Annotated in this window: 17 protein-coding genes and 1 pseudogene; 3 read left to right on the top strand and 15 right to left on the bottom strand. The window is 71.1% G+C overall.

The window, feature by feature from the left end; genetic code table 11:
- The 3 genes and pseudogenes from KS03_RS01975 to KS03_RS33280 all read left to right on the top strand — a co-directional run.
- Entirely contained in the window at positions 1-1,290 is a 1,290-nt protein-coding gene (locus KS03_RS01975) for a hypothetical protein (RefSeq protein WP_012733089.1), read from the top strand.
- The gene (locus KS03_RS01970; protein WP_088499491.1) at positions 1,287-4,808 is read left to right on the top strand and encodes an ImcF-related family protein; all 3,522 of its coding nucleotides are present in this window, start codon (positions 1,287-1,289) and stop codon (positions 4,806-4,808) included. Before KS03_RS01975 ends, KS03_RS01970 begins: the two co-directional genes overlap by 4 nt.
- A gap of 55 nt (positions 4,809-4,863) precedes the next feature.
- Positions 4,864-5,031, top strand: a pseudogene (locus KS03_RS33280) (type VI secretion system protein TssA); the annotation flags it as partial.
- On the opposite strand, the gene KS03_RS01965 reads toward KS03_RS33280, so the two are convergent.
- The 15 genes from KS03_RS01965 to sctU form a co-directional block, all read right to left on the bottom strand.
- Complete coding sequence (locus KS03_RS01965; protein WP_012733091.1) at positions 5,027-6,172, bottom strand: GGDEF domain-containing protein; 1,146 nt, start codon at positions 6,170-6,172, stop codon at positions 5,027-5,029. The pseudogene KS03_RS33280 and the gene KS03_RS01965 overlap by 5 nt on opposite strands.
- Before the next feature lie 692 nt (positions 6,173-6,864).
- Entirely contained in the window at positions 6,865-7,440 is a 576-nt protein-coding gene (locus tag KS03_RS01960; protein WP_012733092.1) for a pyridoxamine 5'-phosphate oxidase family protein, read from the bottom strand.
- Between the two features lie 116 nt (positions 7,441-7,556).
- The gene (locus tag KS03_RS31950) at positions 7,557-11,234 is read right to left on the bottom strand and encodes a hypothetical protein (protein ID WP_012733093.1); all 3,678 of its coding nucleotides are present in this window, start codon (positions 11,232-11,234) and stop codon (positions 7,557-7,559) included.
- 163 nt (positions 11,235-11,397) lie between these two features.
- The gene (locus KS03_RS01950; protein ID WP_012733094.1) at positions 11,398-14,316 is read right to left on the bottom strand and encodes an ATP-binding protein; all 2,919 of its coding nucleotides are present in this window, start codon (positions 14,314-14,316) and stop codon (positions 11,398-11,400) included.
- A 56-nt stretch (positions 14,317-14,372) separates the two neighbouring features.
- A complete protein-coding gene (locus KS03_RS01945) occupies positions 14,373-14,828 on the bottom strand; it encodes a CesT family type III secretion system chaperone (RefSeq protein WP_012733095.1) in 456 nt (151 codons plus the stop codon).
- A 110-nt stretch (positions 14,829-14,938) separates the two neighbouring features.
- Positions 14,939-15,163 carry a hypothetical protein gene (locus KS03_RS01940; RefSeq protein WP_169511087.1) on the bottom strand — a complete coding sequence of 75 codons (225 nt, stop codon included), beginning with the start codon at positions 15,161-15,163 and terminating at the stop codon, positions 14,939-14,941.
- 195 nt (positions 15,164-15,358) lie between these two features.
- Entirely contained in the window at positions 15,359-15,604 is a 246-nt protein-coding gene (locus tag KS03_RS01935) for a hypothetical protein (protein WP_012733097.1), read from the bottom strand.
- Between the two features lie 29 nt (positions 15,605-15,633).
- A complete protein-coding gene (locus tag KS03_RS01930) occupies positions 15,634-17,004 on the bottom strand; it encodes a type III secretion protein (protein ID WP_012733098.1) in 1,371 nt (456 codons plus the stop codon).
- Between the two features lie 729 nt (positions 17,005-17,733).
- A complete protein-coding gene (locus KS03_RS01925; protein ID WP_039204540.1) occupies positions 17,734-18,633 on the bottom strand; it encodes a hypothetical protein in 900 nt (299 codons plus the stop codon).
- Positions 18,634-18,649: 16 nt separating this feature from the next.
- Positions 18,650-18,913, bottom strand: a complete 264-nt coding sequence (gene sctS / locus KS03_RS01920) for a type III secretion system export apparatus subunit SctS (protein ID WP_012733099.1) — start codon at positions 18,911-18,913, stop codon at positions 18,650-18,652.
- 15 nt (positions 18,914-18,928) lie between these two features.
- Positions 18,929-19,579 carry a type III secretion system export apparatus subunit SctR gene (gene sctR, locus KS03_RS01915; protein ID WP_012733100.1) on the bottom strand — a complete coding sequence of 217 codons (651 nt, stop codon included), beginning with the start codon at positions 19,577-19,579 and terminating at the stop codon, positions 18,929-18,931.
- Positions 19,563-20,882 (bottom strand): type III secretion system cytoplasmic ring protein SctQ, encoded by a 1,320-nt coding sequence (gene sctQ / locus KS03_RS01910; protein ID WP_052690852.1) that lies wholly within the window; start codon positions 20,880-20,882, stop codon positions 19,563-19,565. Before sctQ ends, sctR begins: the two co-directional genes overlap by 17 nt.
- Positions 20,883-20,893: 11 nt before the next feature.
- The gene (gene sctP, locus KS03_RS01905) at positions 20,894-21,559 is read right to left on the bottom strand and encodes a type III secretion system protein SctP (protein ID WP_012733102.1); all 666 of its coding nucleotides are present in this window, start codon (positions 21,557-21,559) and stop codon (positions 20,894-20,896) included.
- Positions 21,556-23,661, bottom strand: a complete 2,106-nt coding sequence (sctV, locus tag KS03_RS01900) for a type III secretion system export apparatus subunit SctV (RefSeq protein ID WP_012733103.1) — start codon at positions 23,659-23,661, stop codon at positions 21,556-21,558. Before sctV ends, sctP begins: the two co-directional genes overlap by 4 nt.
- A gap of 21 nt (positions 23,662-23,682) precedes the next feature.
- Entirely contained in the window at positions 23,683-24,741 is a 1,059-nt protein-coding gene (gene sctU / locus KS03_RS01895) for a type III secretion system export apparatus subunit SctU (RefSeq protein ID WP_012733104.1), read from the bottom strand.
- Between the last annotated feature and the right edge of the window lie 133 nt (positions 24,742-24,874).

Here is a 24,874-nt window from a genome sequence, read left to right as displayed (position 1 = left end):
ATGGCGCTCGACTTCGACAATCTTCCACCAGAAGAGCGGGTTCCCGATACGCCGCCGTCTCGTTTCGTCTGGACAGTGGTGTTCTTCGTGCTGACGCTACTCGGTATCTTTGCAGTGCTCCTGCTCTGGCCGGCAGGCGAGTCAACTCACTCGCCGTGGTTCTGGATCTGCATCACGGTCTATCCGACCGGCATCGCCGGATTCGTTGTGTCACGCGTCTTCAGCGTCTACGAGGGGCGTCGTCTCGATGCACTCGCGTGGAACGCGGCGTGCAAACAATTTGCCGAGCAGGAGTTCACGCAGGAAAGCATCCCGCTCCGCATCCTGGGAGCGGCGATACGCGTGACGGAAGACGATGCCGAGAATGGCGTTGCGAATATTGCCGATCGAACAATGACACTTGACGCCAGGGCCTCCGACCACTCGGTCGATGACTCGGTCGCTGCACGGTGGCTTCAGCCAATAGACGCACGCCTGGCCGCCGACGAGGCAGAACGCCATACGCTGATTCTCGAATGGCTCTACGACAAGCTACTGGTCGATCTGACTGAGTCCATTACACCGCTGCCGGCCGAGGTTCCGCTTCGCGTCCTGCTCGACGTGTCGGACTATGTCGGGAACGCTGACCTCGTCGAGCTCTGGCAAGCGCAATGGCGCAACCATAATTTGAGGGACGCGCGTACTCAGCGGGTTCCTGCGCCGCTCGGGCTGATGACTGTCGACACGTGGCTCGACGGCTGCGATGGAGCGTCACCTTTGGACCGGTCCGCCGTCCTGCTGATTTCCGTTTCGCTCAGCGCCGTACTCAACGAAGACCCGCCGGAGGGTACGGCGGAGGCCGGCATTGGGCTGCTTATCGCATCCACAGCTCTCACTGCCAGGTACAAGTTGCGACCTATTGCCTCGCTTCATCGCCCGTTGCGGTCTGGCAATGAGAACCTGATACATGCGCTGACTTATGCCCTTCGCTGGGGCTACGCCAAGTTCGATTCACTGGAGTCGGCCTGGATGACCGGGTTTGATGGGGAAACGGTCGGACCGCTGCATACGGCGATGAGCCACGTCGGTGGCGGCAAACCGCGCAATGAACCGCTGCCCGAAATTGACCTCGACCGCAGCGTTGGGCGAGCAGGGCTGTCAGCCGGGTGGCTCACAGCGACCTGTGCCGTACTTCGCGCAGCGAGTTCGGCGACGCCTCAGCTTGTCGCCCAACGCAACGAAGACCATACCATCATTGCCGTGGTGACCAAGGGCGACCACGAACTAAATAACACGCTCGCTTCAGCATGAACAGAAAATTCAAGATCGACCTTTTGGGTAGCATTCTTTGCGTTGTTCTGCCCGGGCTGATTATCTGGTCGAGGCCGCAGTGGGTGGGTCTATCGGCCGAGCAACGCGGCCCGGCAATTGCTGTGCTGTGCATTGTGTTCGTCGTACTGCTACTTGCATTCAGCTTCAGCGACTCCTCCCGTCCCGCGATTGCATGGCGGGCTGTCAAACAATGGGCGCGCGACCGGGGACTTCTCGATCGTTCCACATCGGCCGGCGCACAACCGGACGACGCACGGTCGCGGGCAGCGGCGCTCAAGCAATTGCTTGCCGACCGTCACTTCTGGCGCTGGCGCTATCGCGAACGGTGGGTACTCGTCGCCGGTGACGTGCCGCTGGTGAAACGCCTGGCGCCGGGACTCGTCGAGGCCGGGTATCTGATTACCGGCGACGCGGTCTTGCTGTACGCGCAGCAAACCCGCGACACACTCGAAACGGACTGGCTCGATCAAATCCGCCGCCTGCGCCGCCGTCGTCCGGTCGACGCGATCGTGGTCGTGACGTGCAATCGCAGTTCAGCCAATGCTCCGTTCGACACCGACGCGCTTGCCCAACAGCTCGCGCGCCATGCCCGCGCGCTGCGCTGGGCCGCGCCCGCGTATCTGCTCAACGTCACCGATTTCGGCAGCGAAACGTCGAGTCCCGACGAGGCGATCGGGTTCACGTGGGCGAACGCGCGCATCAGCGCGGATCAGATCGACGCATCGTTGCAAGACCTCGCTTACAACCTGGCCGATGCCGGCGTCGTGCGGCTGGCGAAGGATGCCGCCGACCGCTATCCCGCCGAGCTCTCGCAGCATATTTCGACGCTGCACGGCCCACTGTCCGGGTTGGTGCTGCAGACTGCCCAATCCCGCATCTGGCGGCAGGCGATTCACGGGCTGCTTTTCGCACCGCTCGTCGAGGAACGGGAGCGGGCACCGTTGTTGCCCACCGACGCAAACGACGACGAGCCGGCGGGTGAACCTCGACATCGCACGATCTGGCAGACCGTCGCCGAACACAGCCGCAGAATCCACGGCCGCCGCGTCGGCTTCTCGCCGTCGACGACAGCGGCCTGGATCACGACCGGCCTGGTCGGCTGCTGGATCGCCGGCACGATGCTGTCGGGATTCGTCAACCGTGCAACGATCCGGAACGTGGCCGATACCATTGCGCGGCTGTCGACCGTTCAGGATCGCACGCAGGCCTTGCAAGCGCTCAACGGCCTCGACCGGCAGATCGATACGCTCGAAGTCCATCAGCGCGACGGCGCGCCGTGGAGCACGCGCTTCGGCCTGAACCGCGACGGCGCGCTGCTCGATGCGCTATGGCCGGGCTATGCCAATGCGGCGAGCCGCATCCTCGTGGCGCCGATCCGCCAGAAGCTCGAGGCGCGCCTGCGCAAGCTTGCCTCCCTGTCGGATGCCCAGATCGCCAGCGGCGGCAATGCGCAGGTGCAGGCCGTCTACGACACGCTGAAGGCTTACCTGATGCTCGCCAGGCCAGAACGGGCGGTCGCCGCATTCCTGACTCCGCAACTCGTCGCGACGGCCGCGCCCGTGCGCCCCGCGAACTCGCCGCTGTCGTCGGGGGCGTGGGAAGACCTGCGCCAGCACACGATCGCGTTCCTGGCGAATCATCTGGGCCGCGGAAGGTGGCAGGCGATGGCGCCGGATCTGGGGCTGGTGGCCTCGACGCGCCAGACGGTGATCGGCGTGCGCGGCATCCAGAACTCGACCGATGCGGTCTATCAGCAGATCCTCGACGACGCGAAGGCCAAGTATCCGCCTGTCTCGCTCGCGACGCTGCTGGGCGACACGACCAGCCGGGGCCTATTCGATACGACGGCGGCCGTGCCGGGTGTGTTCACACGCGCCGCCTGGGACGAGCGGATTTCGAAAGCGATCGACAAAGCGAGCGAGCAGCAAAACGTGGCGGGCGACTGGGTGCTCTCCGACGTCAAGGCGACGCAGTCCGCACCGTCAAGGCTGAAGGCCCAGCTGCGCCAGCGCTACTTCGACGATTATGGACGGGCCTGGGCGCTGTTCCTCAACAGCCTGCGCTGGCAAGCGGCGCCGACGCTGTCCGCCACGGCCGACCAGCTCACGCTGCTGGGCGACCCGCAACGCTCGCCGCTCGTCGCGCTGATGAACGCGATCGTCTACCAGGCGGGTGCCGGCGCGAATGCGCAGTCGCTCGCCGACAATCTGATCAGCAAGGCGCAGCAGCTCGTCGGCGGCGCCGAGAAGGATCCGTCGAAGCAGACCCAGCCGCCGCTCGCGCCGCTTGCCAAGGCGTTCGGGCCGATCCTGCGCCTGACCGGCAGCGATCTGGTGCTAGGCGCAGCTGCGAGCGGCAAGGCCGCCGCACCGCTTGCCGCGACCGGCGACTTGAGCCTCGCACGATACCTGGAGCGCGTTACCGCCATGCGCCTGAAGGCCTCGCAGATCGTCTCCGGTGCCGATCCGGACGCGATGGCGCGTCAGGCGGCGCAGGCGGTCCTGCAAGGCAGGACGTCCGACATCGCCGAGAGCCGCGACTACGCCAGCCGCCTCGCCGCGAGCCTGGGCGAGCAGTGGTCCGGGTTTGGCGAGCTGTTCCGCGCGCCGTTCGACCAGGCCTGGCAAGTTGTCGTGCAGCCGGCGGCGTCGAGCCTGAACGACATGTGGCGCACCGCAATCGTGGCGGACTGGACCAGGACCTTCGGCGGCCGCTATCCGTTCGCCGACTCCGACAATGACGCGTCGCTGCCCGAAATGGCGCGCTTCATGCGGCCCGATAACGGCGTGATCGCGCAGTTCGTCACCACTCAGCTTGCCGGCGTGGTCGAGCGGCAGGGTGACCGATGGGTGGCGGTGCAGGGGGCCGACCACGGTGCGCTGACGATCGATCCCGGCTTCCTCGCCAGCCTGAACCAGCTCACCCGTGTCTCGACCATGCTGTTCCCGTCCGGGGACGCGCACCTGCGATACGAGTTGCGGCCGGAGCCGACGCCGGGCATCACGGACATGAAGTTCGTGCTGTCCGGGCGCGAGCTGCGCTACTTCAACCAGAAGCAGGAATGGACGCCGTTCGAGTGGCCCGGGCAGTCGCTGGAGAACCTGTCGCACATCGAATGGCAGACCGAGCAGGGCGGGCTGCGCACGGCGCTCGATTCGCAGGGCCGGTTCGGCCTGATCCGGCTGCTGGAACGTGCGAAAGTCTCGCAGCAGGACAGCGCGCGCTATCTGCTGAGCTGGACGCCGGACACGAGCCTCGGGCTGCCGTTGCGCGTGCAACTGCGCAGCGAGGTCGGCTCGGGGCCGCTGGAGGTGCTGGAACTGCGGCACTACACGCTGCCCGCCCGGATCTTCGTCACGGGCGCGACGAAGGCGGGGCCGAAGCTCTCGGCCACGAATTTGCCACTCCAGCCGCCACCATTGCCGCCGGCCGCGATCGCGGCGGCCAAACATGCCGCGATGCCGCTACCACACGGCACATTGCCGGAGGTCGAGTGATGCTGGGCGGACGTTCAAGCGTCTCTTTCCGACCCGCGACGACGCCGAGCGGCTCGCGCGGACGTGGCAGGACGGACCTTCCGGCTTGGCCGACGGGCTCGAGCCGGCCGCGACGCTCGTCGGCCGCTACCGCGAGACCGTGTTGCCCGCCCGCGCCCAGGCAAAAAGGGGCGTGCTCGAGATGCTGGCGACCACGCGCATGATCGAGCTGCTGGAAACTAGGCCGCGGCGTGTGTAGTTGGCGGGTCGCCCTTCTTGTTGCGCTTGGCGTCGTACATCGCCGCATCGGCGATGCGCAGCAGTGCGTCGATGTCGGTGTCCTCGCCCGACACGGGCGTGATGCCGACACTCGCGCCCACCTGCACGCGGATGCCGGGCGCGAGTTCGAACGGCCGCGCGATCTCGCGCGCGATTGCGCCGGCGAGTTCGCGGGCCGTTGCCTCGCCGCGGCAGTCGCCAACCACCACGAACTCGTCGCCGCCCATGCGCGCGACCAGCGCGTCGCTGCCGGCCAGCCTCAGCAGCCGCTCGGCTACCTGCACCAGCAGGCGGTCGCCGGCCTCGTGGCCGTAGGCGTCGTTGATCGGCTTGAAGCCGTCCAGATCGAGGTAGAAGAGCGTCATGCCCGCGCGGATGCGCGCGCGCTTGCCGCCGTTGGCGGCGTTGAACAGGCCCGCGCGATTGAGCAGGCCGGTGAGCATGTCGTGGCGTGCGTGGTGTCTATTCTCGCGCTCGGCCTTCATGGTCGAGATCAGCAGTGCGTTGAGCCGGCGCGCGGCCGCGCTCATCGCGAACAGGTAGAACGGGATCTGCACCAGCGTCAGCAGCAGCACATGCTCGCCCGACAGCAGCGCGCCGATTGCGCAGGGGCCCAGCGAAAGCACGATCATCACCGCCACCAGGCGAGGTGCCGCGAAGTTGCGAAAGCAGATGCCACCCACCATGGCCGCGGCCGACAGGAACGACAGCGTGGCGGCCACCCAGTCGCCGCTGATTGCGCTGACGAACGCGCCATAGCCCACCGTCGCGCCCCATAGCGGCGCGAGCGTGATGTAGAGGTCGGTGGGCGTGGGACGCTGCTGCAGCGCGCGACGGCGCGATATCACCAGCACGACCAGGCGCACGGCGCAGATGAGGAGTTCGGCGCACAGCCAGAAGCGGAACAGGGCGGTGGGATGGCGGGCCTCGATCACCCAGGCCACGGCGATCGTGTTGAAGACACCGCCGAAGAAGATCGGCAGCGTACCGAACAACGTGCCGACCAGCGCGACACGGATTTCGTGCGGCGTATCCTGGCCCGGCGCGGTCAGCCATCTCGCCAGCCGGCCGCGAGGCAGCGAATAAACTTCGGTCCTGCTCTGCACTTGGCCTACCTTCGTCGGGTCGCGGCCGGCTCACCTCGCACGCCGGCGGCACTATGGGAAACGGGCAGGCATGATGCGGCCAACGGCATGGGTGACACGCGCGCTGCGCGGCCCTGCGGTCAGGGCCTGCCGTCCCTGCGTCTCGGGACGGTTCCGACGTTCGCGCGGGTGCGACGCGCCTGGCCTGCGTGGCGCGAATCGCGCCCTGTGTGCAAGTTTACCAGCCCTGCGGGCACCCCAAAAAGCCCGACGGCGTCGATGCTGGCCATCGGGCGGGCAAGCGTGCCGATGCCCGGGGAGCACACGCGGCGTCGGCGCGTTTCGTGTCATTCCCATGTCGGTATCATGTCCATTGCGTGGCCGTTTCGGCCTTCGTGTTTCGCCTGCGTGGCATGGCCCGGCGCGAGAATGCCCGCTTCGATGAACGAGCCGCCCGGCGCCCTGCACGGCTTGCATGCGTTCGAGGCCGCCGCCCGGCCTCGCGCTCGCGTTCGGCGGCCGCGCCGACTTCCCGGCGGTTCCGTGCGCCGTCCAGGTCGTTGCGGACGCAACCGGTCCATCCAGCCGCCGGTCCGCCGCCTTGACCATCCGCACCGCGCCGTCGCCGGCGATCGACGCGGTGACCGACGGGCAGGGTATCGCACGGATGCGCGAGCCGCGCGTCGAACGCGGCGTCTTCGCCGTCGGCGCGATCAGGGCGCGATCCAGCCGGCCTGCCAGCCGTTCGCGCCGAACACGAGCCGCGCGCGCTGGTGGCCGTCGCGGGATAGATCGAGCCAGTCGAGCGCTGCGACATGCACGTCGAACACGGCGAAATGTTCGAAGCCGTCGAGCGATGCGTCGTTGCCGGCGGCGCACGGCTGCGCGTCGGCCGGCGTCGCAACCGGTGTGCCCGGCGGCAGCGGTGCGCGATAAAGAACCAGCGTGCGGGGGCGGCTGGCACGCCAGATCGCGAGGCGCCCGGCGGTATCGGTGCGCCGGGTCGCCGTGCCTTCGACACGGATCTGCAGGCCGTTGGCCAGATCGCAGCCGACCAGCGCGATACGCGCGTCGCGTGCCAGCTCGGCAACCTTCGCGGCGCGCGCGTCGGTATGGAACATCAGCGTGCGCGCCTGGCGGTCGGCGCCGCGCAGCACCACGGTGCGCACCTTCGGTGCGCCGTCGAGCCCGAGCGTGGCCGCTTGCAGCATGGTGAACGGCGAGCGCTCGCGGCCGGCGCCGGCGCCTTCTTCGAGCAGGGTCCAGATTCGGTCGCACAGATCGGTCATGGTGGGGGCGTGGTCGTTTCCGCCGGGTCCGGCGGGATCGACCACGATAGCGAGCGCCGCCGAGGCGGTCAATCGCCAGCCGGCGCGCCGCGCTGGAGCGCCCCGGCGGCGCGCCGTCAGGGACTCGGCGGGGCGTCGTCGAACGATTCCCGCGCGTCGTAGAAGACGTCCCCGTCGTCGTCCGCTTCGACGATATCGTCGATATCGCCCGTGCCGGGCGCGTGCCGCGCGCGTAGCGGCATCGGGCGGCGCCCGCCGCCGCCGGCAGCATCGCCCTCGGGCACCGGCCCGCCCGACGGCCCGCCGGCCCCGCGCGCGATGCCGTCGTCGTCCTCGCCCTCGCCTTCCAGCTGCGCCGCGGCCTCGATGCCGGCCGCGGCTTGCGCCGCCGCGCGATCGGCCTGATAGCGCTCGAGCGCGTCGAGTTGCGCGAAGTCGGCCGTCTCCGAGACGATCTCATGCTCGCCCGACACCTGCGTGACGGCGCTCACGTGCAGTGCCGCTTTGAGGCCGGCGCGCGAGGCGCTCGAATTGACTTCCTTGACCTTCAGGTCCGACGCGATCCACGACGCCGGGTCCGACATGATCCGGTTGATCTCGCGGGCCACGGCCGGATTCGGCCGGCCGCCCGCTTCGCTGGCGGCGAGCGCGTCGATGCGCGCTGCCGCGTCGCTGCGCAGGCGGAACCGGTGGAAATACGTCTGATTCGGCGCCGCGTTGCCGCGTATCTCGCCGAGCAGCTTGTCGAGCTTCGCCTCGGCCTGCGCGTGCGCGGTGGCCCATTGCCCGGCGCTGGCGGTGTCGATCGTCACGCCCTGCTTGGCCAGCGAGTCGAGCGCGTAGAGGTCGAGCCAGGCGCCGCGCTGTGCGTCGATCGCCTGCGTGAACCGGCGCGGCGAGCGGTATTCGACATCGACGATGCACGAACGCGGCATCAGCACGCCGTTGTCGCGCGCGATCTGCACGCGCGATTCGATGCCGCTGTCGCGCAGCGCGAGGTTGACGGAGGGCGTGTCCACCGAGGTGGTGCCGAGGCCGACCGTGTGCGGCCTGGTGCCGATCGGCACCGAGCCGCTCAGGCCGGCGGTGAGGCGGCCCACCCACTGCGAGCCGCCGCCCGAGCGGTACTGTTCGAGCTGCAGCGAGCCGCCGTGGTCGCGCTGTTCGCGAACATGGTGGTGGGTGGACGTATAGCCGACGCCCACGCCCATGCCGGCCGACAGCGGCGTGTGCGGAATGCCGCCGTAGACGCCCACGTCGAAGGTCGCGCCGCTGCGCGCGGTCTTGTCGGTGCCGTCGGTCCAGCCCACCGAGACGTCCTCGTCCTCGAGGTAGCGGTCGGCGAGATGGTTCCAGGTGCCCCTGGCGCTTTGGTCCGGCGCTTCGGTGGAGCTGTCGACCAAATGCTTGAAGAGCCCGGCGTATTTCGTTTCGAGCCTCTTGTCGTCGAAGTTGCTGCCGTCTTCCTTGACGCGGCGCGTGACGCGCAGCGACACGCCGCGCGGGCGGTTGGTCTCCGCCTGGTAGAGCATGCCCTGTACGGTCACGCCGGCGCGCACGTAGGACAGGCCGACGTCGAAGTCGTAGCCCACCCGCATGCCGGCGCCGGCCTGCCAGCTGCTGCCGTCGGCGGTGCCCGCGAAGATCTCGGCGCCATAGTTGCTGCGCGCGAACTCGACGAGCGCGCAGCGGTTCTTGTTGTAGCGTGCGTCCACGCGCGCGGTGAGCGGGATGCCGGTGGCGTTGAGCAGCTTGCCGAAGTTGGCCGAGAGTCCGCGCGTGCTGATGCCCGCGCGGTTGCCGTCCTGCAGGCGCAGCCGCGCGCCCGACGGCAGCTGCTTGACGACCTCGCCGAGCGCGTCCACCACGTGTTCGCGATCGGGCGTGCCGACCGAGCGCGGCAGGTTCTTCGCGCTCGCCTTCAGCGCCGCCAGCTCGCCGTCGATCTGCGCGTCGAGTTCGGCGACGAAGGCCGGATCGTCCACCTGCGCGCGCTGCGCCCAGCCGGCCAGGCGGTCGAGGTCGAAGGGCACGTCGCCCACGCCCGCGAACGCAGCATGGCTCTGCGCGTGCCTGCCGCCCCAGGCCTCGGTGTCGCGCAGGAACGCGTCGCGCGCGGGCGAGGCGGGCTGTCTCGCGATCTGGTCGCGCATCTGCCTGGCCTTCGCGACGATGGCCTCCATCTGCGCGGCGTCGGGCCTGCCGGTCTTGAAGCCGCCGCTGTCGAACCAGACGTGCAGCGCGGCCAGCTCGACGAGCGAGCGGGCGGGCTGCGCGTGGGCGAGGGTGGCGGCCGGCTGCATCGCCGGCAGGCCGAGCAGCGCCTCGCGCCGCTCGGCGAGTTCGCCGAGCGCCTTGCGCTCCTTGGCGATGGTCAGCCGCGTGACGTCCTGCGTGCCGTTGCGCACCGCGGCGAGCGGCGAGCGGTGCTTGCCGATGGCGCGCGCGGCGAAGGTCTTCCAGCGTTTCTCGCCGGCGCGCTCGAGGGTCTTGCCGGTGAAGCGGTGCAGACGCTCGCGCGTCATCGCCAGCGGCGTGCCCGCGCCGTCGTCGCGGAAATGCTGGCGCCACGCAAAAAAATCGCCCTTCTGATCGGGCCGCATCTGCGTCGCGCCGCCGGTGTTCGCGATCGCGGCCGCCGCGAAGGCGCGCGCGGGCAGCCTGGCGGCGTCCGGCCCTGCCAGCAGCCGTGCCTGCACCGCGCCCGGCGCCGGATCGGTGGCGACCGTGAGCGTGTCGTGCGGGCCGGGGTCGGCATGGTCGGCGGCCTGCAGCATGACGCGCTGCGCCATCAGCGCGAGCGACGGCGCCTGGCCTGGCCCGCGCAGCGCGCTTAGCGCGTCGAAGCCTTCGTCGGTGCGCGACAGCACGCGTGCCACCAGCCACGCGCGCGCGCGCGTGGCGTCGATCTCTCGCGTGGCGCCGGCCGGCAGCGCGCTGGTCTGCGTGGCCATGCGCGAGAAGTCGAGCGAAGCGAGCGCGTCGAGCACCTGGTGTGCCTGTGCCGCGTCGCTCACGCCGGCCTCGCGCAGCGCACTGGCGCTGAGCACGCCGCGCAGCATCGCAGGCGCGCGCCCGGGCGCGCCGAGCCCGGCAAGCCGCTCGGCGAGCGGCCGGCTCGCCTGCGCGCCGGCGGGATCGGGGAACCAGGTCTGCACCTGCACGCTCAGGCCGGCGCGGGTGTCGAGCGATTCGAGCCGCAGCGCGGCCGGGTCGGCGTCGGCATGGCCGTCCTCGGCGATCGCCGGCATCGCCGCGCCGAGTGCGTCGCCCACGCGCTTGCGCTGCTTGCGCGCGAGCGTGGCCGCCTGCGAGGCCCGGGTATCGGCGGCGTAGCGCGCGACGTCGGTGCGGTACTGCTGCGCGGAAAGCGGGCGGTGGCGGTCCGAGTGCTGCGAGAACGGCGTCGAGATATCGGTGGCGGCCGCGTTGACGTGCGCGACGGCGTTGGCCACGAGCCCCGGCGACTGGCTCGGCGGCTGCGGCGCGGCGCCGGGCGCAGCGGGTCTGCCGCGCGTGAACAAGGCCCTCAGCCGGTCCGTGCCCTGCCGGCGCCGTGCCTGCTCGGCGGCCGCGCCGGGCAGGCCGGGCGCCGGCGACGGATGGGGCGGCGCGTGGCGGGTGGCGGGCGCGTCCGCGTGCGTTGCGTCGCGCCGGGGCGGCAGCGGCGCGGCGGGAGGTGTTGCCGGGGTCGGCAGCGCGTGCGTGACGCCGGGGATGCCCCGGGCATCGGCGGCCGGCCGCGGGTCGGCGGCGGCTGCGCCGAGCCGGGCGAGGACGGACTTGAGCGACATCTGAGCTCCGGATTTCCATGCGGGACATGCGTTTTCGGCGCATGGGCCCGGTGGGCTGGACGGAGCTCCACGTTAATTTACGTGTGTGACAGCCATTGGGTAAAACCCGCGCTCCGGGGCGAAGCGGCGTCGGGCGATCCGAAGCAATCGGGCGGATTTCGATTCAATCGCCGTCATTGCCGTCGATGCTTGCGTCGAGCGCATCGAGATCGGCGCGAATCCGCTCGACGATGCGATAGGCGCCCTGTTCGGACGCGCAGCGCAGCGCATGCGTGAGGCTGCGCCGCGTGACGGCGCGCGGCTCGCCGCGCGCGCGCGACAGCGCACCCTGCAGATGCAGCAGCCACGGCTTGGTCCAGCGCTCGCCGGTGCGATCGGCGCGCCGCACGGCCTGCGTGATGCCGTGCGCGAGCGCGTTCGCGAGCGCGCCCTGGCGCGTGAAGTCGATCGACGGCATCAGCGTGGTCACGAACGCGAGATCGACGGGCGGCACGCGGTGCGACTCGAAGCGCTGGGCGATCTCCTCCACCAGCTGCAGGCCGGTGGCGTGGTCGCCCTGGCGGGCCAGCAGCCAGCGCTGCACGTCCAGGCCGGTGCGCAGCCAGCGGCGCGGCGCGGACGAACTGGCCAGCTCGACCAGCGCGGCCGCGTAGGCCTCGGCGCGCGGCGCGTCGTCCTCGACCACGGCGAGCGCGCAGGCGTGGCGCAGCGCGACGCAGCACGACATCGGCTCGTTGTCGGGGGCGGCCAGCTCGGGAATTTCGCCGTCGCGCGGCTTGCCGCCCACCAGCCACTGCACGGTGGACAGCGCGGCGCTCGCGATCAGGTGCAGCGACAGGCCGTGGCGCGTGGCCAGCGCGCGCGCCTCGCGGATCACGTCGGGATGCGCGCCGTTGGCGCCGGCCAGCAGCGGGATCGCCATGTGCAGGTCGCCGGTATAGGCGCGCAGCATGCCCTCGATCAGCCGCGCGTTGTGCTGCGCGGCGGGCCAGCGCGCGGCATCGGCGATCTCGGTGTACTTGCGGGCGTGTTCGCGGGTGCGGTCGGTTTCGCCGCGGATCTGGGCGCGGAAGAACAGGTGCAGCAGCGCGCGCAGCCGCGTGGAATTGTCGGCGCAGGCGCTGGCGATCTCGTAGGCGCGCTGCCATTGCAGCGCCGCTTCGCTGGCCGCGTTGCGCTTGCAGGTGAGCGCGTTGGCGAGCGCGGCGGCCACGCGCATCTCGGGGCGGATCCGCCGGAGCTCGCCGCCGTTGCCGCACACGGCCACCCGCCGCGCCCATCCCACGTACTCGTCGCCGAGCGAGAGCCGCACCCAGAGCGGCGCGGAGTGGTCGAGCAGGTCCGCGCCGAGCTCCGGCTTGCCGGCGTCGATCGCCCACTCGAGCGCGGCACGCAGGTCGGCCAGGTCGTGGCGCACGGTGGGCGGCGCGAGAAACGGCCCCGCGCCGAAGCGGCGCGCCACCATGCGCGCCACCAGTGCCGCGTGCAGCGCGCCGGGCGTGGCGCGCTCGGGCGTGCGCGCGAGCGTGGTCAGCGCGAAGCGGCGCACCGAGGGCGGCAGTTGCAGCCGCATCTCGCCGTCGCATTCGACGTCCTCGACGAGGCCGGCGCCCACCAGTTGGCGCAGCCGCTGGCGGGTGGTCTCGGCGGGCGTGTCGTCGAGGCCGAGCGCGCGATCGAACGCCACCAGCAGCTCGGCCGCCGCGCCTTCCTCGAACGCGCCGTGGAACAGGCCGAGGCGGCGCAGCACCGTGCGGGTGCCCGCGTCGAGCCTGCCGTAGACGAAATCGAGGCAGGCCAGCTGCAGGTCCGCGTGCGGCAGCAGCCGGCGCCGCGAGCCGGTGCGCTGGGCGAGGAAGCCGTCGAGCTCGGTCGCGCAGGCCACGAACGCCGCGCGCACGTCGCCGTTCGAGGCCAGCCTGGCGGCGATATCGGCCGCCAGCAGCTCGACCGGATGCGGCATGCCGTCGAGGCTTGCGCAGATCGAGGCGGCCGCGGCCAGCGCATCGGCCGGCAGCCGGGCCGGCGCGGTGGTGCCGTCGCGGCGCTGGCGGCGCTCGAACGCGGTGAAGAACAGCGCGAGCGCGTCGCTGTTGCCGATGTCGTCGGGCTGGTGCGCGTCGGCCGATACGCCCAGCGGTGCCACCGCCATCGCGCGCTCGCCGCCGATCGCGAGCGCGGTGTCGCTGGTGATCAGCAGGTGCACGCCGGGCGTGGCGGCGGCCAGCCGCTCGGCCGCGCGCGCCACCGCGTGGCGCAGCGGCGCCGCGTGGTCCAGCACGATCAGCAGGCGCCGTTCGCCGAGCGCCTCGGCGAGCTGCGCGGCATCGATCTCGCCGCCGCGCGTGTCGACCTCGAGCGCGTCGGCGATCGCGTGGACCAGCCGGTCGGGCGCCGACAGCGTGGCGAGCGGCACATACGCCACGCCGTCGGGAAATTGCGGGGCCAGGCTGCGCGCGGCCTCGATCGCGAGCCGCGTCTTGCCGATCCCGGCCGCGCCCGTCAGCGTGAGGATGCGGGCGCCGGGCACCGTCGCGAGCAGTTCGGCCAGCTCGGCATGGCGGCCGACGAACGCGGCCGGGTCGTGCGGCTGGGCCGCTGCGAGCGTGTTGCGCGCGAGCGGCGCGGCGGCGGGCGGCGCGGGTTCGGGCGGGAGCGGGTCGGCGGGCGCGGCCGGGTCGGCGGCGGGCTCGGCGCCGTCGGGCGGCTCGACGATGCGCAGGTCGCCCGCGAACCGGTAGCCGCGGGCCGGCACGGTCTCGATCAGGTCGCGATCCTCGCCGAGCGCGCGGCGCAGTGCCGAGATTTGCGACTGGACGGTGTTGACGTCGACCTCGAGCCCGGGCCAGACCGCCTCGCGCAAGGCGGCCACCGACACCGCGCGGCCGTTCGCGTCGATCAGCCGGATCAGGATCGCGAGGGGGCGCGCGCCGAGCGAGACGATCTCGCCGTCGGCGATCAGCAGGCCCGCGTCGCGCAGCAGCCAGAAGCGGGAAAAGGCGATGGTGCGGCCGCCCGGGGTGTCGGACGGCGCCGTGGCGTGCCGCCGGGTGGGCGCACGCTGGGAAGCGGATTTCGACATCGGGAACTGCGCGGGAGGCCTGCCTCGGGTTGATCGGCCGAGCGGCGTCTAGGCGGTCATGCGCGCAGCCAGATGTACTCTCCGGAGGCGATGCCGTCGAACATTTCGTCGCTCGATTCCATGATGTTGCGCCGCCAGTAGCGGCCGTGTTCCGCGTAATGCGCGAGCAGGTCGGCCAGTTCCGCGCCATCCACGCCGCTGTCGAACGGAATGCGCAGTATCAGTACCACGTTCCCGGTATCTGTGTCGATCCCCATTTGCGCCTGATCTTGTGCGTAGACCAGCAGGTTCGCTTCCAGCATCAGCCGGAAGATCGTCAGTGTCCGGCCGGCGGTGACGGCGCCGTAATGGAAATTCGCATACATCGCGTCGATGTCGTTGTCGAAATAATCGAGGCGGACGTCGAAGCCCTCGACCTCGATCGCGCGCGTGGTCAGCACGTTCTGGACGTCGGGCAGGCCGATCACGGCACACAGATCCTCGATCAGCCAGGTATATCGGTCGGAGCTCATGCGATGTGCGGATCTGGGACGAGGTCAAACGCAAAGCGCTAGGGGCGGCCGCCCGGGGATGGGTGCGGCCGCCGCGATGGCGTCGCGTGACGCGACGCCGGCTGGCGTCATCAGCCGCCTTGCGATGCGCTTTTGACGTTGCTCGCGCCGCTTTTCATGACGTTCGACAGGGCCGCGGCCATGCTCTGTTGCAGCTGCATCTGGGCCGATGCGAGCGTCATCTGGTTCATCTGGTCGCTGATGCCTTGCATCTGCGCTTCCGTCGACGCGGCGCTCGCGCCGCCCGAAGCCGCTGCGGCCGCGCCGCCGATGGCGTTGCCGGCCGTGCTGGCCATGCTGGAGGCCCCGCCGAAGACGCTGCTGGCGGTATTGATGGGATTTGCCATAGTGTGTTACCTCGCGTTGTGAAAAGAGTCGATTGCGATAGTCACGGATACTGCAACTGCGCATAGGTGCCGTTCCTTGCCGGGCGGGTTGCCCGGGGCGCGGAGCCGGCGGCTTTCGAAGGCGGCGGGCCGCCAGCGAATCGATTACGACGCGCTCGCGCGCTGCTCCTGGAGCTTCGCGAGCGCGCGCGAGGTGGCCAGGAAGCCGCGATACAGCTTGGCCAGGTTGCTGCGGTCGAGTTCGTTGCTCGACGGGGTCGCGCCGATCCTCTCGGCGGTGGCGTCGAGCGCGGCGCGCAGCGCGTTGACGCGCGCCTGGCTGTCCGGCGCATTCAGCAGCGCGCGGATGTCGTTGAAATCCTTGGCGTACGGTTCGAGCAATTCGTACATGACCTATCCCTGTGAATGACGTGCCGGGCTCAGCTCGCGATCGGCGAAGCCGGCGGCCGGGACGATGGTTCGGCCCCACGCGCCGGCGGCGCGTCGGGAACGTTGGCCGATGCGAGCACCGGCGGATTCGGTGGCGCCGCGAACGCGTGCGGCAGCGGCACGAATTCGTCGGCGGTCTTGGGTTGCGGCGCCGCGCGCTTCGCGCCGGCATGCGCGCCGTCGCCGCTGCCGGCGGTCTGGCCGGCGTCGGCTGTCGCGGCCGGGTCGGCGCCGCCGTCGCCGCCGGCCCCGTCGCCTGCATCGGCCCCGTGGGGCGCGCCGTTCGCGGCGACGCTCGCCGGTGCGCCGACGCCGTGGTCCGCGCCGCTGCCGTGCGCCGCACGCGGGCCTTGCGCGGTGCCCGCCGCCGCGGCGCCGGAGGCCTCGGGCAGGTCCGACGCGTAGATGTGCTTCACGCCGTCGGGCGTCTGCGCGTACTGCACGCCGTCGGCCGAGAGCATTTCCGAGTAGGCCAGGCCGTCCGAGGCGGTGGCGCCGCCCGACGATTCCGACACGTCAGCGACGACGTCCTTCACGTTCGGATCGAGATCGGCGCGAATCCGCGCGATTGCCGCATCGAGTGCGTTCTTGTTGCCCACCGAGCCCTTGATCACGAAGCGGCCCGCGCCGCCGTACTGCACGCGTGCACCCGGCACGCCGAGCGAATCCTCGATGCTGCGCGCCACCTCGGGCGCCACGTCGTACTGGCGCGCGACCTGCGTGATCGCGAGGCGGTTCAGCAGCTGGCGCACCGCCGTGTCGTCGGCCGAGCTGCCCAGCATGCCGGTGACCACCACCGTGTCGCCCACCGCATGCGCGTTCAGGCCGTCGATGTGGGCGGCGGCCAGCGCCTCGGTGACGCGGCGCGCGTGATCGCCGGCGTTCGGCGGCAGCGCCGCGCGGCTCATCTGCGCGGTGGACAGCACCGAGACCGTGACGATCACCGCGCCCACGCAGAAGCAGGCCGCCGCGATGCCGAGATAGCGGCGCCGCAGCGGCGAGGCCTTCGCGGCCGGCTTGGCGGCCAGCAGCGTCGAGAGCAGTTCGTAGTCGGACGGCCAGACGCCGTGCTCGTCGCCCACGCAGAGGATCGTGCCTTCGAACTGCATCGGCACGAAGTCCACCAGCAGGATCTGCTCGAGCGGGCCGCTGGCGGCGCCCGGATCGACGGCGCCTGTCGGCGAGGCGACCGCCTGCGCCGACACCACGCCCGCGTCGCTCACCGTCAGCCACAGATCCGCACCGCGCCAGTCGGTCAGGCGAATGTCGGCCGCGTCGTCCGTGCCGATGCGGTGCGCGCCGGGCGCGAGCTGCAATTGCGCGCCTGCGTGGGTGCCGGTCAGAATCCGCAGCAGTTTCATGGGTCCGTCGAATTGGGTCAGCGCCCGAGCTTTCGTTGCGGCTACTGTAGGCGGTCGGCCCACGGCGGCGGGCGACGAATGCGAAGCGAGAACGCGCTATGCGAACGCAGAAGCGGGCGGCCGGCGGGGCATTTTTCCTACGCCTCCGGATCGGCCGCGCCCACGGATCGCCGCCGCGAGCGCGCCTCGAAATCCGTGAGGCGAGCGCTGTTTCAAGGCATGACGGGGCGGCTTCCCGCGGGAAGGCTCGCGTGCGATGGCCGGATGCCCGGCCGCCGACGCGCCTGGCTTCGGCGTGACGGCGCGGTGGGAGGCGCCGGCAGAATGATTGTCGAGGCTGTCGCCAGCCGCTGATCCAGGCGGCGATTGTCATCAGCGCCCCGTGTCGGCAGACCAGGCGCGCGAAGCGAATGCGCGCGCGCCTGACGTTGAGAAGCCGCGCGCAGCCGCGCTCGGCGAGCCAGCGGGCCTTGCCGGAGCGGTTGCTGCGCGGGCACCGCGGCGGGCGAGCAGTGCGGCGATACCGGCAGCCTGCAAGGGCTGACGAGATTTGTGATGGCCGTCACCGCGATCGGCTGCACCACGACGGGCTTTGACAGAGGCCCCCGCGCTTGGCGCGAATGGGCGCCATGGCCTCGAGCGGAGGCAGCGCTTGGATGAGGCCGGCGCGGCCGGTGCGATTGGCGCCCATGAAACGCGGCGCGAGCGGGACGCCCTGCGCCCGAGCCCTCAAGCCTTGTTCTCCTGCGCCGCCTTCGCCGCCCGCTCGGCCAGCCCCGCTCCCACGCTCTGCTGAAGCGCGCCGCCGCGCCCGCGCCGCGCCCGGCCGCGCAGCGGCGCGGCGCCGGGCGCCTCGCCGGGCGGGCCGCCGGCCCGGTACGAGGCGCGCAGCATCGCGAGCGGCAGGATATGGTGGAACGACTCACCGCCGCCGCCCTGGCCCACGTGCTGCAGCATCTCGCGCAGCACCTGCACGCCACCCGCGCCGACCGGGCCGATCTTCATCTCGATCTGCTGCAGCGCCACCGTCAGCGCGTTCAGGCGCATCGCCCACGGCCCGGCCTCGCGGTCGCCGGCGGTCTGGAACAGCTCGCGCACCGAGTCGTGCCACGCGTTGCGCACCGCCTCGGCGCGCTGCGCCTCCTCGCCGGGGCCGAACCTGCCCGCGACCGCGTCGAGCCGGCTGGGCGGCGCGGCCTGCGCCGAGGCCGGCCGCGTGCCCGGCGCCGCCGCGTCGCCGCCCGCCGCGCCGATCTCGGCCTGCTCGTGCTGCTCCTGCTGGCGCCCGCCGCCACCGCCGCGGCCGCCGTTGAGCGCGTCCATCTCGTCCTGCCTGACCTGCACCTCGGCGCCCTCGTCGTCCCCGGCGCCGTTCACGGTATTGCGCCGGGCGCGCGCCAGGTTCGCGCGCTTCCTGTTGCGCATGAGATTCGCGAACTTGCGCGGCGCGGCCGGGTTGCCGTTCTGGGCCTGGCTGGTGTTGGTGAACAGCGTGCCGTTGTAGCTGGTGGCGCGCTGCGCCGCGCGCGCGGCTTCCTTGCCGGCGGCGTTCTGCTGCGCGTCGGCCAGGCGCGCCTGACTCGTGGCGTTGGCCTGCGCGTTGCTGCCTGGGGCGCGATTGATTGCCATCGAAGCCTCCTTGCCGTTACAGCGGCACCGCGGTGCGCATCAACTGATTCGCGAAGTGCAGCACGGCCGCGCAGCACACCGGCGCGGCGATCACGATCGTGATGGTCACGGCCACCAGCTTGATCACCTGGGGCAGCGTCTGGTCCTGCAGCGACGTGATGGCCTGCACGAACGACACGCCGAGGCCGACCACGGCGGCGACGATCACCGGCGGCAGCGACACGGTCAGGCACAGCAGCATGCCCTCGGTGGTGAAGCGGATCAGCGAATCGACGTCCATCGTCGAGCCTCCTGGTTACTTGTAGGTCATCACGAGGCCGTGGATCAGCGTCGACCAGCCGTCCATCACCACGAACAGCAGCAGCTTGAACGGGATCGCGACGTTGGTCGGCGTGACCTGGTTCAGGCCCAGCGCGAGCAGCACGTTGGCGATGATGAGATCGACCACGATGAACGCGATGTAGAGCAGGAAGCCGATCTTGAACGCGTCGGTCAGCTCGGAAAGCGTAAACGACGGCGCCAGCACGATCAGGTCATGCTCGGAGAGCTGCTGGGCCTGCTCCTTGGGCCACACCACGGCGGCCGAGCGCAGGAAGAAGCGCTTCTCGCGCTCCTGCGTGTGCTTCTCGAGGAACGCGCGGAACGGCTCCCGGGCCGCGCCGAACGCCTGGATCAGCGCCTGCGACGGCTGCGAGGCGAGCTGCTGGCCTTCCAGCGACTTCGATGCCTGCATGCCGATCGGCGCCATCACGTACAGCGAGACCAGGATCGCGATGCCGTTGAGCACCATGTTGGGCGGCACCTGCTGCACGCCGAGCGCGTTGCGCAGCAGGCCGAGCACCACCACGACCTTCGCGTAGGAGGTGACCACCATGGCCACGAAGGGCAGCAGGCTGATCGCGATGACGACCAGCAGCAGCCCGGTAATGTCACTGAACTGAACCATGCCGATGGGCCATCCTGATGATGCGTACGCCAAGATGCTCGCCGACCGTCACGAGCTCACCGAAACCGACCGTCTGGCCGTGTACCACCAGCCGCAGCTGCGCGTCGGCGGCCGGCACCGGCAGCTCGACCACGTAGCCCGGCCCGAGCGAGGACAGCTGGTCGAGCGGCAGCGCGACCGTGTCGATCTCGAACTGTACCGGTAGCTCGACCTTGCCGACCGTGATCGCCTCGTCGGGGCGATCCGTCGCGAGGCCGAGGTCGGCGCGGGTCGAATCGAGTTCGTCGGACATGTACCACTCCTGATCTAAGGTGAGCGACCGGCCGTCGAGCACGGCTGCCGCGTGGACGCGGGCGTGGCCGCGCGCCCCCCAGGTCGCGACGACGCGCGGTTGGGTGCGCTCGCCGCGGCCGCCGGCCTGCAGCGAGGCCGCGTCGAAGGTTGGAAACAGACAGCGCAGCAGCACGTCCCCGGGCTCGAGCGCGGCGAGCGTGTCGACCGCGAAGCTGCGCGTGCCGACGATCGCGCTGCCGGGCAGGGTCAGCGCGGGGAACGCCGTGCGCCAGGCGTCGCTCGGGGTGCGAGCGATCAGCGCGTCCAGGGTCGCGAGCGTGGCGCTGCCGAGGGCCACGGTGCAATCGATGCGGGTCTCGCCGAATCCGACCGACAGCGCCGCGGGCGGCAGGTCGAGGTCGAGATCGGCCACGCAGTCGGCGAGCGGGCGGCGCGTGACCGAGACCACGCGCGGCGCGTCGAAGCCGAGCCGTGCCAGCGCGGCGGCGAGCGGATCGAGCAGCACGCCGGCCACGGTCTGGCGCAGCGCGAGCTCGGCGCCGCCCGGCGCCAGCATGACCGGCCCGCCCGGCGCGCCGGCGCGCTCGGGCCACGCGACGATCGCGAGCGCCGGGTGTTCGTCGAGGTCGAGCTCGACGAACACCGGCCGCGGCGCGGCGCCCGGCGCGGCGAGCGACAGCTCGATCACGGCCGGATCGCGCGCGGCCGGCGCCGCACCGGCGCGGCCCGCGAGCGGCGCCGCCTGCAGCACGGCGGCGCCGGTGGCGGCCAGCACCGCCGCGCCGAGGCGCGTGTCGTGGAGCGTCTGCGTCAGGCGCGCGGTGGCGCTGTCGATCCGGCGCGGCACGGCACGCGCGATCGGCGCGCCGCCGGCGCGCGCATCGGGCGCGATGCCGGCGCGCGGCGCCACGGCCGGGGGCGCCGCCGGGGCGGCCGGCGCCGTGGGCGCGCGGGCAGGCACTGCGCTCGCGTCGCCGTCGCTCGTCGTCGCGGTGAGAAAGTCGGCCATGCGGGAATCGGTTACCAGACGGTGAGTTCGATGTCGCGGAGTTCGCCCCACGCGCGCAGCGTGTCGGCCAGCTCGCGCTGGAGCATCGTGCTGTGGGTCAAGAGTAAGTCGCGCGAGGCCGGGTCCTGCGCGTCGAACCGAAGTCGGAGACTGAAACGCGAAAGCGACAGCGCGAGCCGCGTATGCGGCAGCAGCGCCGGGTCCAGCGTCATCTGGGCCTCCCAGTTGCCGGCACCGGCGATGGCCGGGTCGCCGCAGAACGCGGCGATCTCGCGCGTGAGCACGCCGAGCACCTTCAGATACTGCTGCTGGTGCATGTAGACGGCCGACACCACCGGCACGGCGGCGCGCTCCACGCGCGAGCGGAGGCTGTCCCGGGCGTCCTCGGGCATGGGCGGCACGGACGGCATGGGCACCGCGGGCGGCGCCGGTGGCGCGGCGGCGCTTTCGTCGGGCGCCGTGCGCGGGTCGAAGTAGAGCGCGATCCCGGCCTGGCCGGCCTCCTCGTCGGGCGCCTCGCGGCCATCCTGCTGCGGCTGGCCGCGCGCGGGCAGGCGGTGCGGCGCGCGGCGCGCGGCCAGCGACGCGTAGTCGAAGCGCCGCTCGCGCGCGCCGCCCGGCTCGTCGGCGGCGGTGCCGGGGATCACGCGCGCGGTGCGCGAATCGATGGCCGTCATGCGCTCAGCGTCACGCGGCCGACGGGCTTGAGCTCGACGTGCTCGCCCAGTTCCTGGTACGAATAGACCGACAGCCAGCCGAGCCGCGACTCGATCATGCGCCGCACGTAGCGGCGGATGTCCATCGAGGTGACCAGCACCACGCCCTCGCGCGGCGCGGCGCCGACGAACGACTGGATCCGGTCGATCAGGAACGCGGCGTCGTTGGGCGGCAGCGCGAGGAAGTTGCCGGTCGGCGTCTGCTTGATCGCGGCGCGGATGTGCTGCTCGGCCTGCATGTCGAACAGCACCGCCGAGAGCTGCCGCTCGCCCTTGGCGGCGCGGTGCGCGAGGAAGCGCGAGAGATCGCCGCGCACGTACTCGGTGAGCATCAGCATGTCCTTTTCCTTGGCGCCCCAGGCGATCAGGCTCTCCATGATCGAGCGCACGTTGCGGATCGACACCTGTTCCTCCAGCAGCCGGCGCAGCACGTCGGCGATCCGCTGCGGCGGCAGCACCTTCTGCACCTCGGCCACCAGGCCCGGCGCGTCATGGCTGAGCTGGTCGAGAATCCACTGCACCTCCTGGATGCCGAGAAACAGCGTCGCGTGGCGCCGCATGGCGGCCACGCAGGCGTGCGCGATGATCTGCTCGGTGCGCCACACCGGCGTCTTGGCCGGCACCGCGCGCTCGTCGATCCAGCGCGTGGGCGTGCCGGCCGAATCGACCGGCGGGCCGTCCTCGGCCTTCTCGGCCAGCGCCAGCAGCTTCTCGGCCGAGGCCGCCGCGACCTCGGCCGGCACCAGGCGCAGGTCGGGCAGCATCGCCTTGCCGGGCGGCATCGTCACCATCAGATGCGGCACGTCGTGGATCAGGATCTCGAAGGTGGCGACCGGCAGCGGCGCGTGGACCCACATCGTGATGCCGGGGAACGGCAGCCCGAGCGCCTCCTGCAGCGCCGCGCGCTCGGCCTCGAAGGCGGCGTCGAGGGTGGGCATGGCCAGCTTCGCGGCCAGGTCGGGCGAGATCCGCACGCCCACCGCGCAGGCGAACTGCGGCGCGCGCGGCAGGATCGGCGGCACCTCGGTCTTGGCGCCCACGCGCTGCATCGAGGCGAGCGTCTCGGCGCCGCCATGCTCGCTGTCGCGCGACGAGGGCTTCCTGACCGACAGCCGGTAGCCCGCGAACGACAGCGCCGCGGCCAGCAGCACGAACAGCAGCGACGGGAAGCCCGGCACGATCGCGAAGCCCAGCAGCAGCACCGCGGCGAAGAACAGCGCGCGGCTGCTCGAGCCGAGCTGGTGGCCGATCTCGTCGCCGAGCGAACGCTGCTTGGCCTGGCGCTCGTCGGCCACCCGCGTGATCATCACGCCGGCGGCCACCGACAGCAGCAGCGACGGGATCTGCGAGACCATCGCGTCACCGACCGACAGCACCGAGAAGCGGTTCGCCGCGTCGCCGGCCGACATGCCGTGGTAGGCCACGCCCACCGCGATGCCCGCCAGGATGTTGATCATCGTGATGATGAGGCCCGCGATCGCGTCGCCCTTCACGAACTTCATCGCCCCGTCCATGCCGCCGTGCAGCTGGCTTTCCACCGCCAGCGTGGCGCGCTTGCGCTTGGCCTCCTCCGGCGTGAGCAGGTTCGCGCGCAGGTCCGCGTCGATGCTCATCTGCTTGCCGGGCAGCGCGTCGAGCGTGAAGCGCGCGCCCACCTCGGCCACCCGCTCCGAACCCTTGGCGATCACGATGAACTGCACGGTGGTGATGATCGCGAACACCACCAGGCCCACCACCAGGTTGCCGCCCACCACCAGCTTGCCGAAGCTCTCGATGATGTTGCCGGCCTCGGCGTGCAGCAGGATCGACTTGGTGGAGGCGATGTTCAGCGAGAGCCGGAACAGCGTGGTGAACAGCAGCAGCGACGGGAACGCCGAGAGCGCCGAGATGTCGGGCACGTACATGGTGATCATCAGCAGCGTCACGCTGATGGTGATGTTCAGGCCGAGCAGCATGTCGATCAGCAGCGGCGGCAGCGGCAGGATCATCAGCGAGATGATCGCCACCACCAGCGCGACAATGCCGATTTCGCCGCCGGCGGGGAGTTTCAGGGACTTCAGCATCGTGGCTCCGGCTCTCGGCGGTCAGTGTTGCGTGTCGCGGCGGGCCGCGCCGATCGAGTCGACCCAGCGCAGGATCGCGGCGATGGTCTCGAACAGCGCGTCGGGGATCGGCTCGTCGAGCCCGACCTTGTAGAGCGCGCGCGCCACCGGCGGGTTGCCGACGATCGGCACCTCGGCCTCGGCGGCGGCGCGCCTAATCGCGGCGGCGGCCTCGTCCATGCCCTTGGCGATCACCACCGGCAGCGGGTGCTCGTCGGGCGCGTAGCGCAGCGCCACCGCATAGTGGGTGGGGTTGACCACCACCACGTTGGCGCGCGCCATGCGCGGCGGCGGGGCGTTGGCCATCTCGCGCGCGATGCGGCGGCGCTCGCCCTTGATCATCGGGTCGCCCTCGTCGTTCTTGTGCTCGCGCTTGACCTCGTCCTTCGACATCTTCATCTGCTTCATGAACAGCATCTTCTGCAGCTTGACGTCGGCCGCGCCCACCAGCACGAAGATCACCGCGGCGATCATCATCAGCTTGAGCAGGATGCCCCAGTACATCGCCGAGAGTTCGGCGAGCGGCTGGTAGATCGCGCCCGAGACCAGCGGGATCAGGCCGCGCACCACCACCCACATCACGGCGAAGATCAGCGAGGCCTTGACGAGCATCTTGACCGTCTCGATCACCGTCTTCATCGAGAAGATCTTCTTGAGCCCCTCGCCCGGGTTCAGCGCGTTCAGGTTCGGCATCACCGGCTTGAGCGCGATCTGCAGCCCGACCTGCATCGCCGAGCCCATCACGCCGGCGAGCGCCGCGGCCAGCGCGAGCGGCACCACCGCCAAAAGCGCGATGCCCCCGAACCGGTAGAGCCGGTCGAACATGTCGGGCAGCGAGTGGTCGGTGCTCACGAAGTCGAGCGCGCTGACCACCAGCTGACGCATCGAATCGCGCAGGTGGGCGCTCGCGGCGATCACGAAGCCGATCGCGGCGGTCATCGAGATCGCGTCGGCCAGGTCCGAGCTCTTCGACGCCTGGCCGTCCTTGCGGGCGTCGCGCAGCTTCTTGTCGGTTGGCTCTTCGGTTTTTTCGTCGCTCATCGCTCGGTGCTTCGTCGCAGACGCGTCGGCCCGGAGGCGGACTGGGTGGCGGGGGGCCGCTCGCGCGGCGGGGCGCGGCGCCAGAGCGGGCCGGTCGGACGAAGATAGCCGTGCGGGCCGGCCGGCAGGCCCG

This window comes from Burkholderia glumae LMG 2196 = ATCC 33617, assembly GCF_000960995.1.
Taxonomy (GTDB): Bacteria; Pseudomonadota; Gammaproteobacteria; order Burkholderiales; family Burkholderiaceae; genus Burkholderia; species Burkholderia glumae.
Note: the sequence above shows the minus strand (reverse complement) of the source record. Positions and strands in the feature narration are given on the sequence as shown.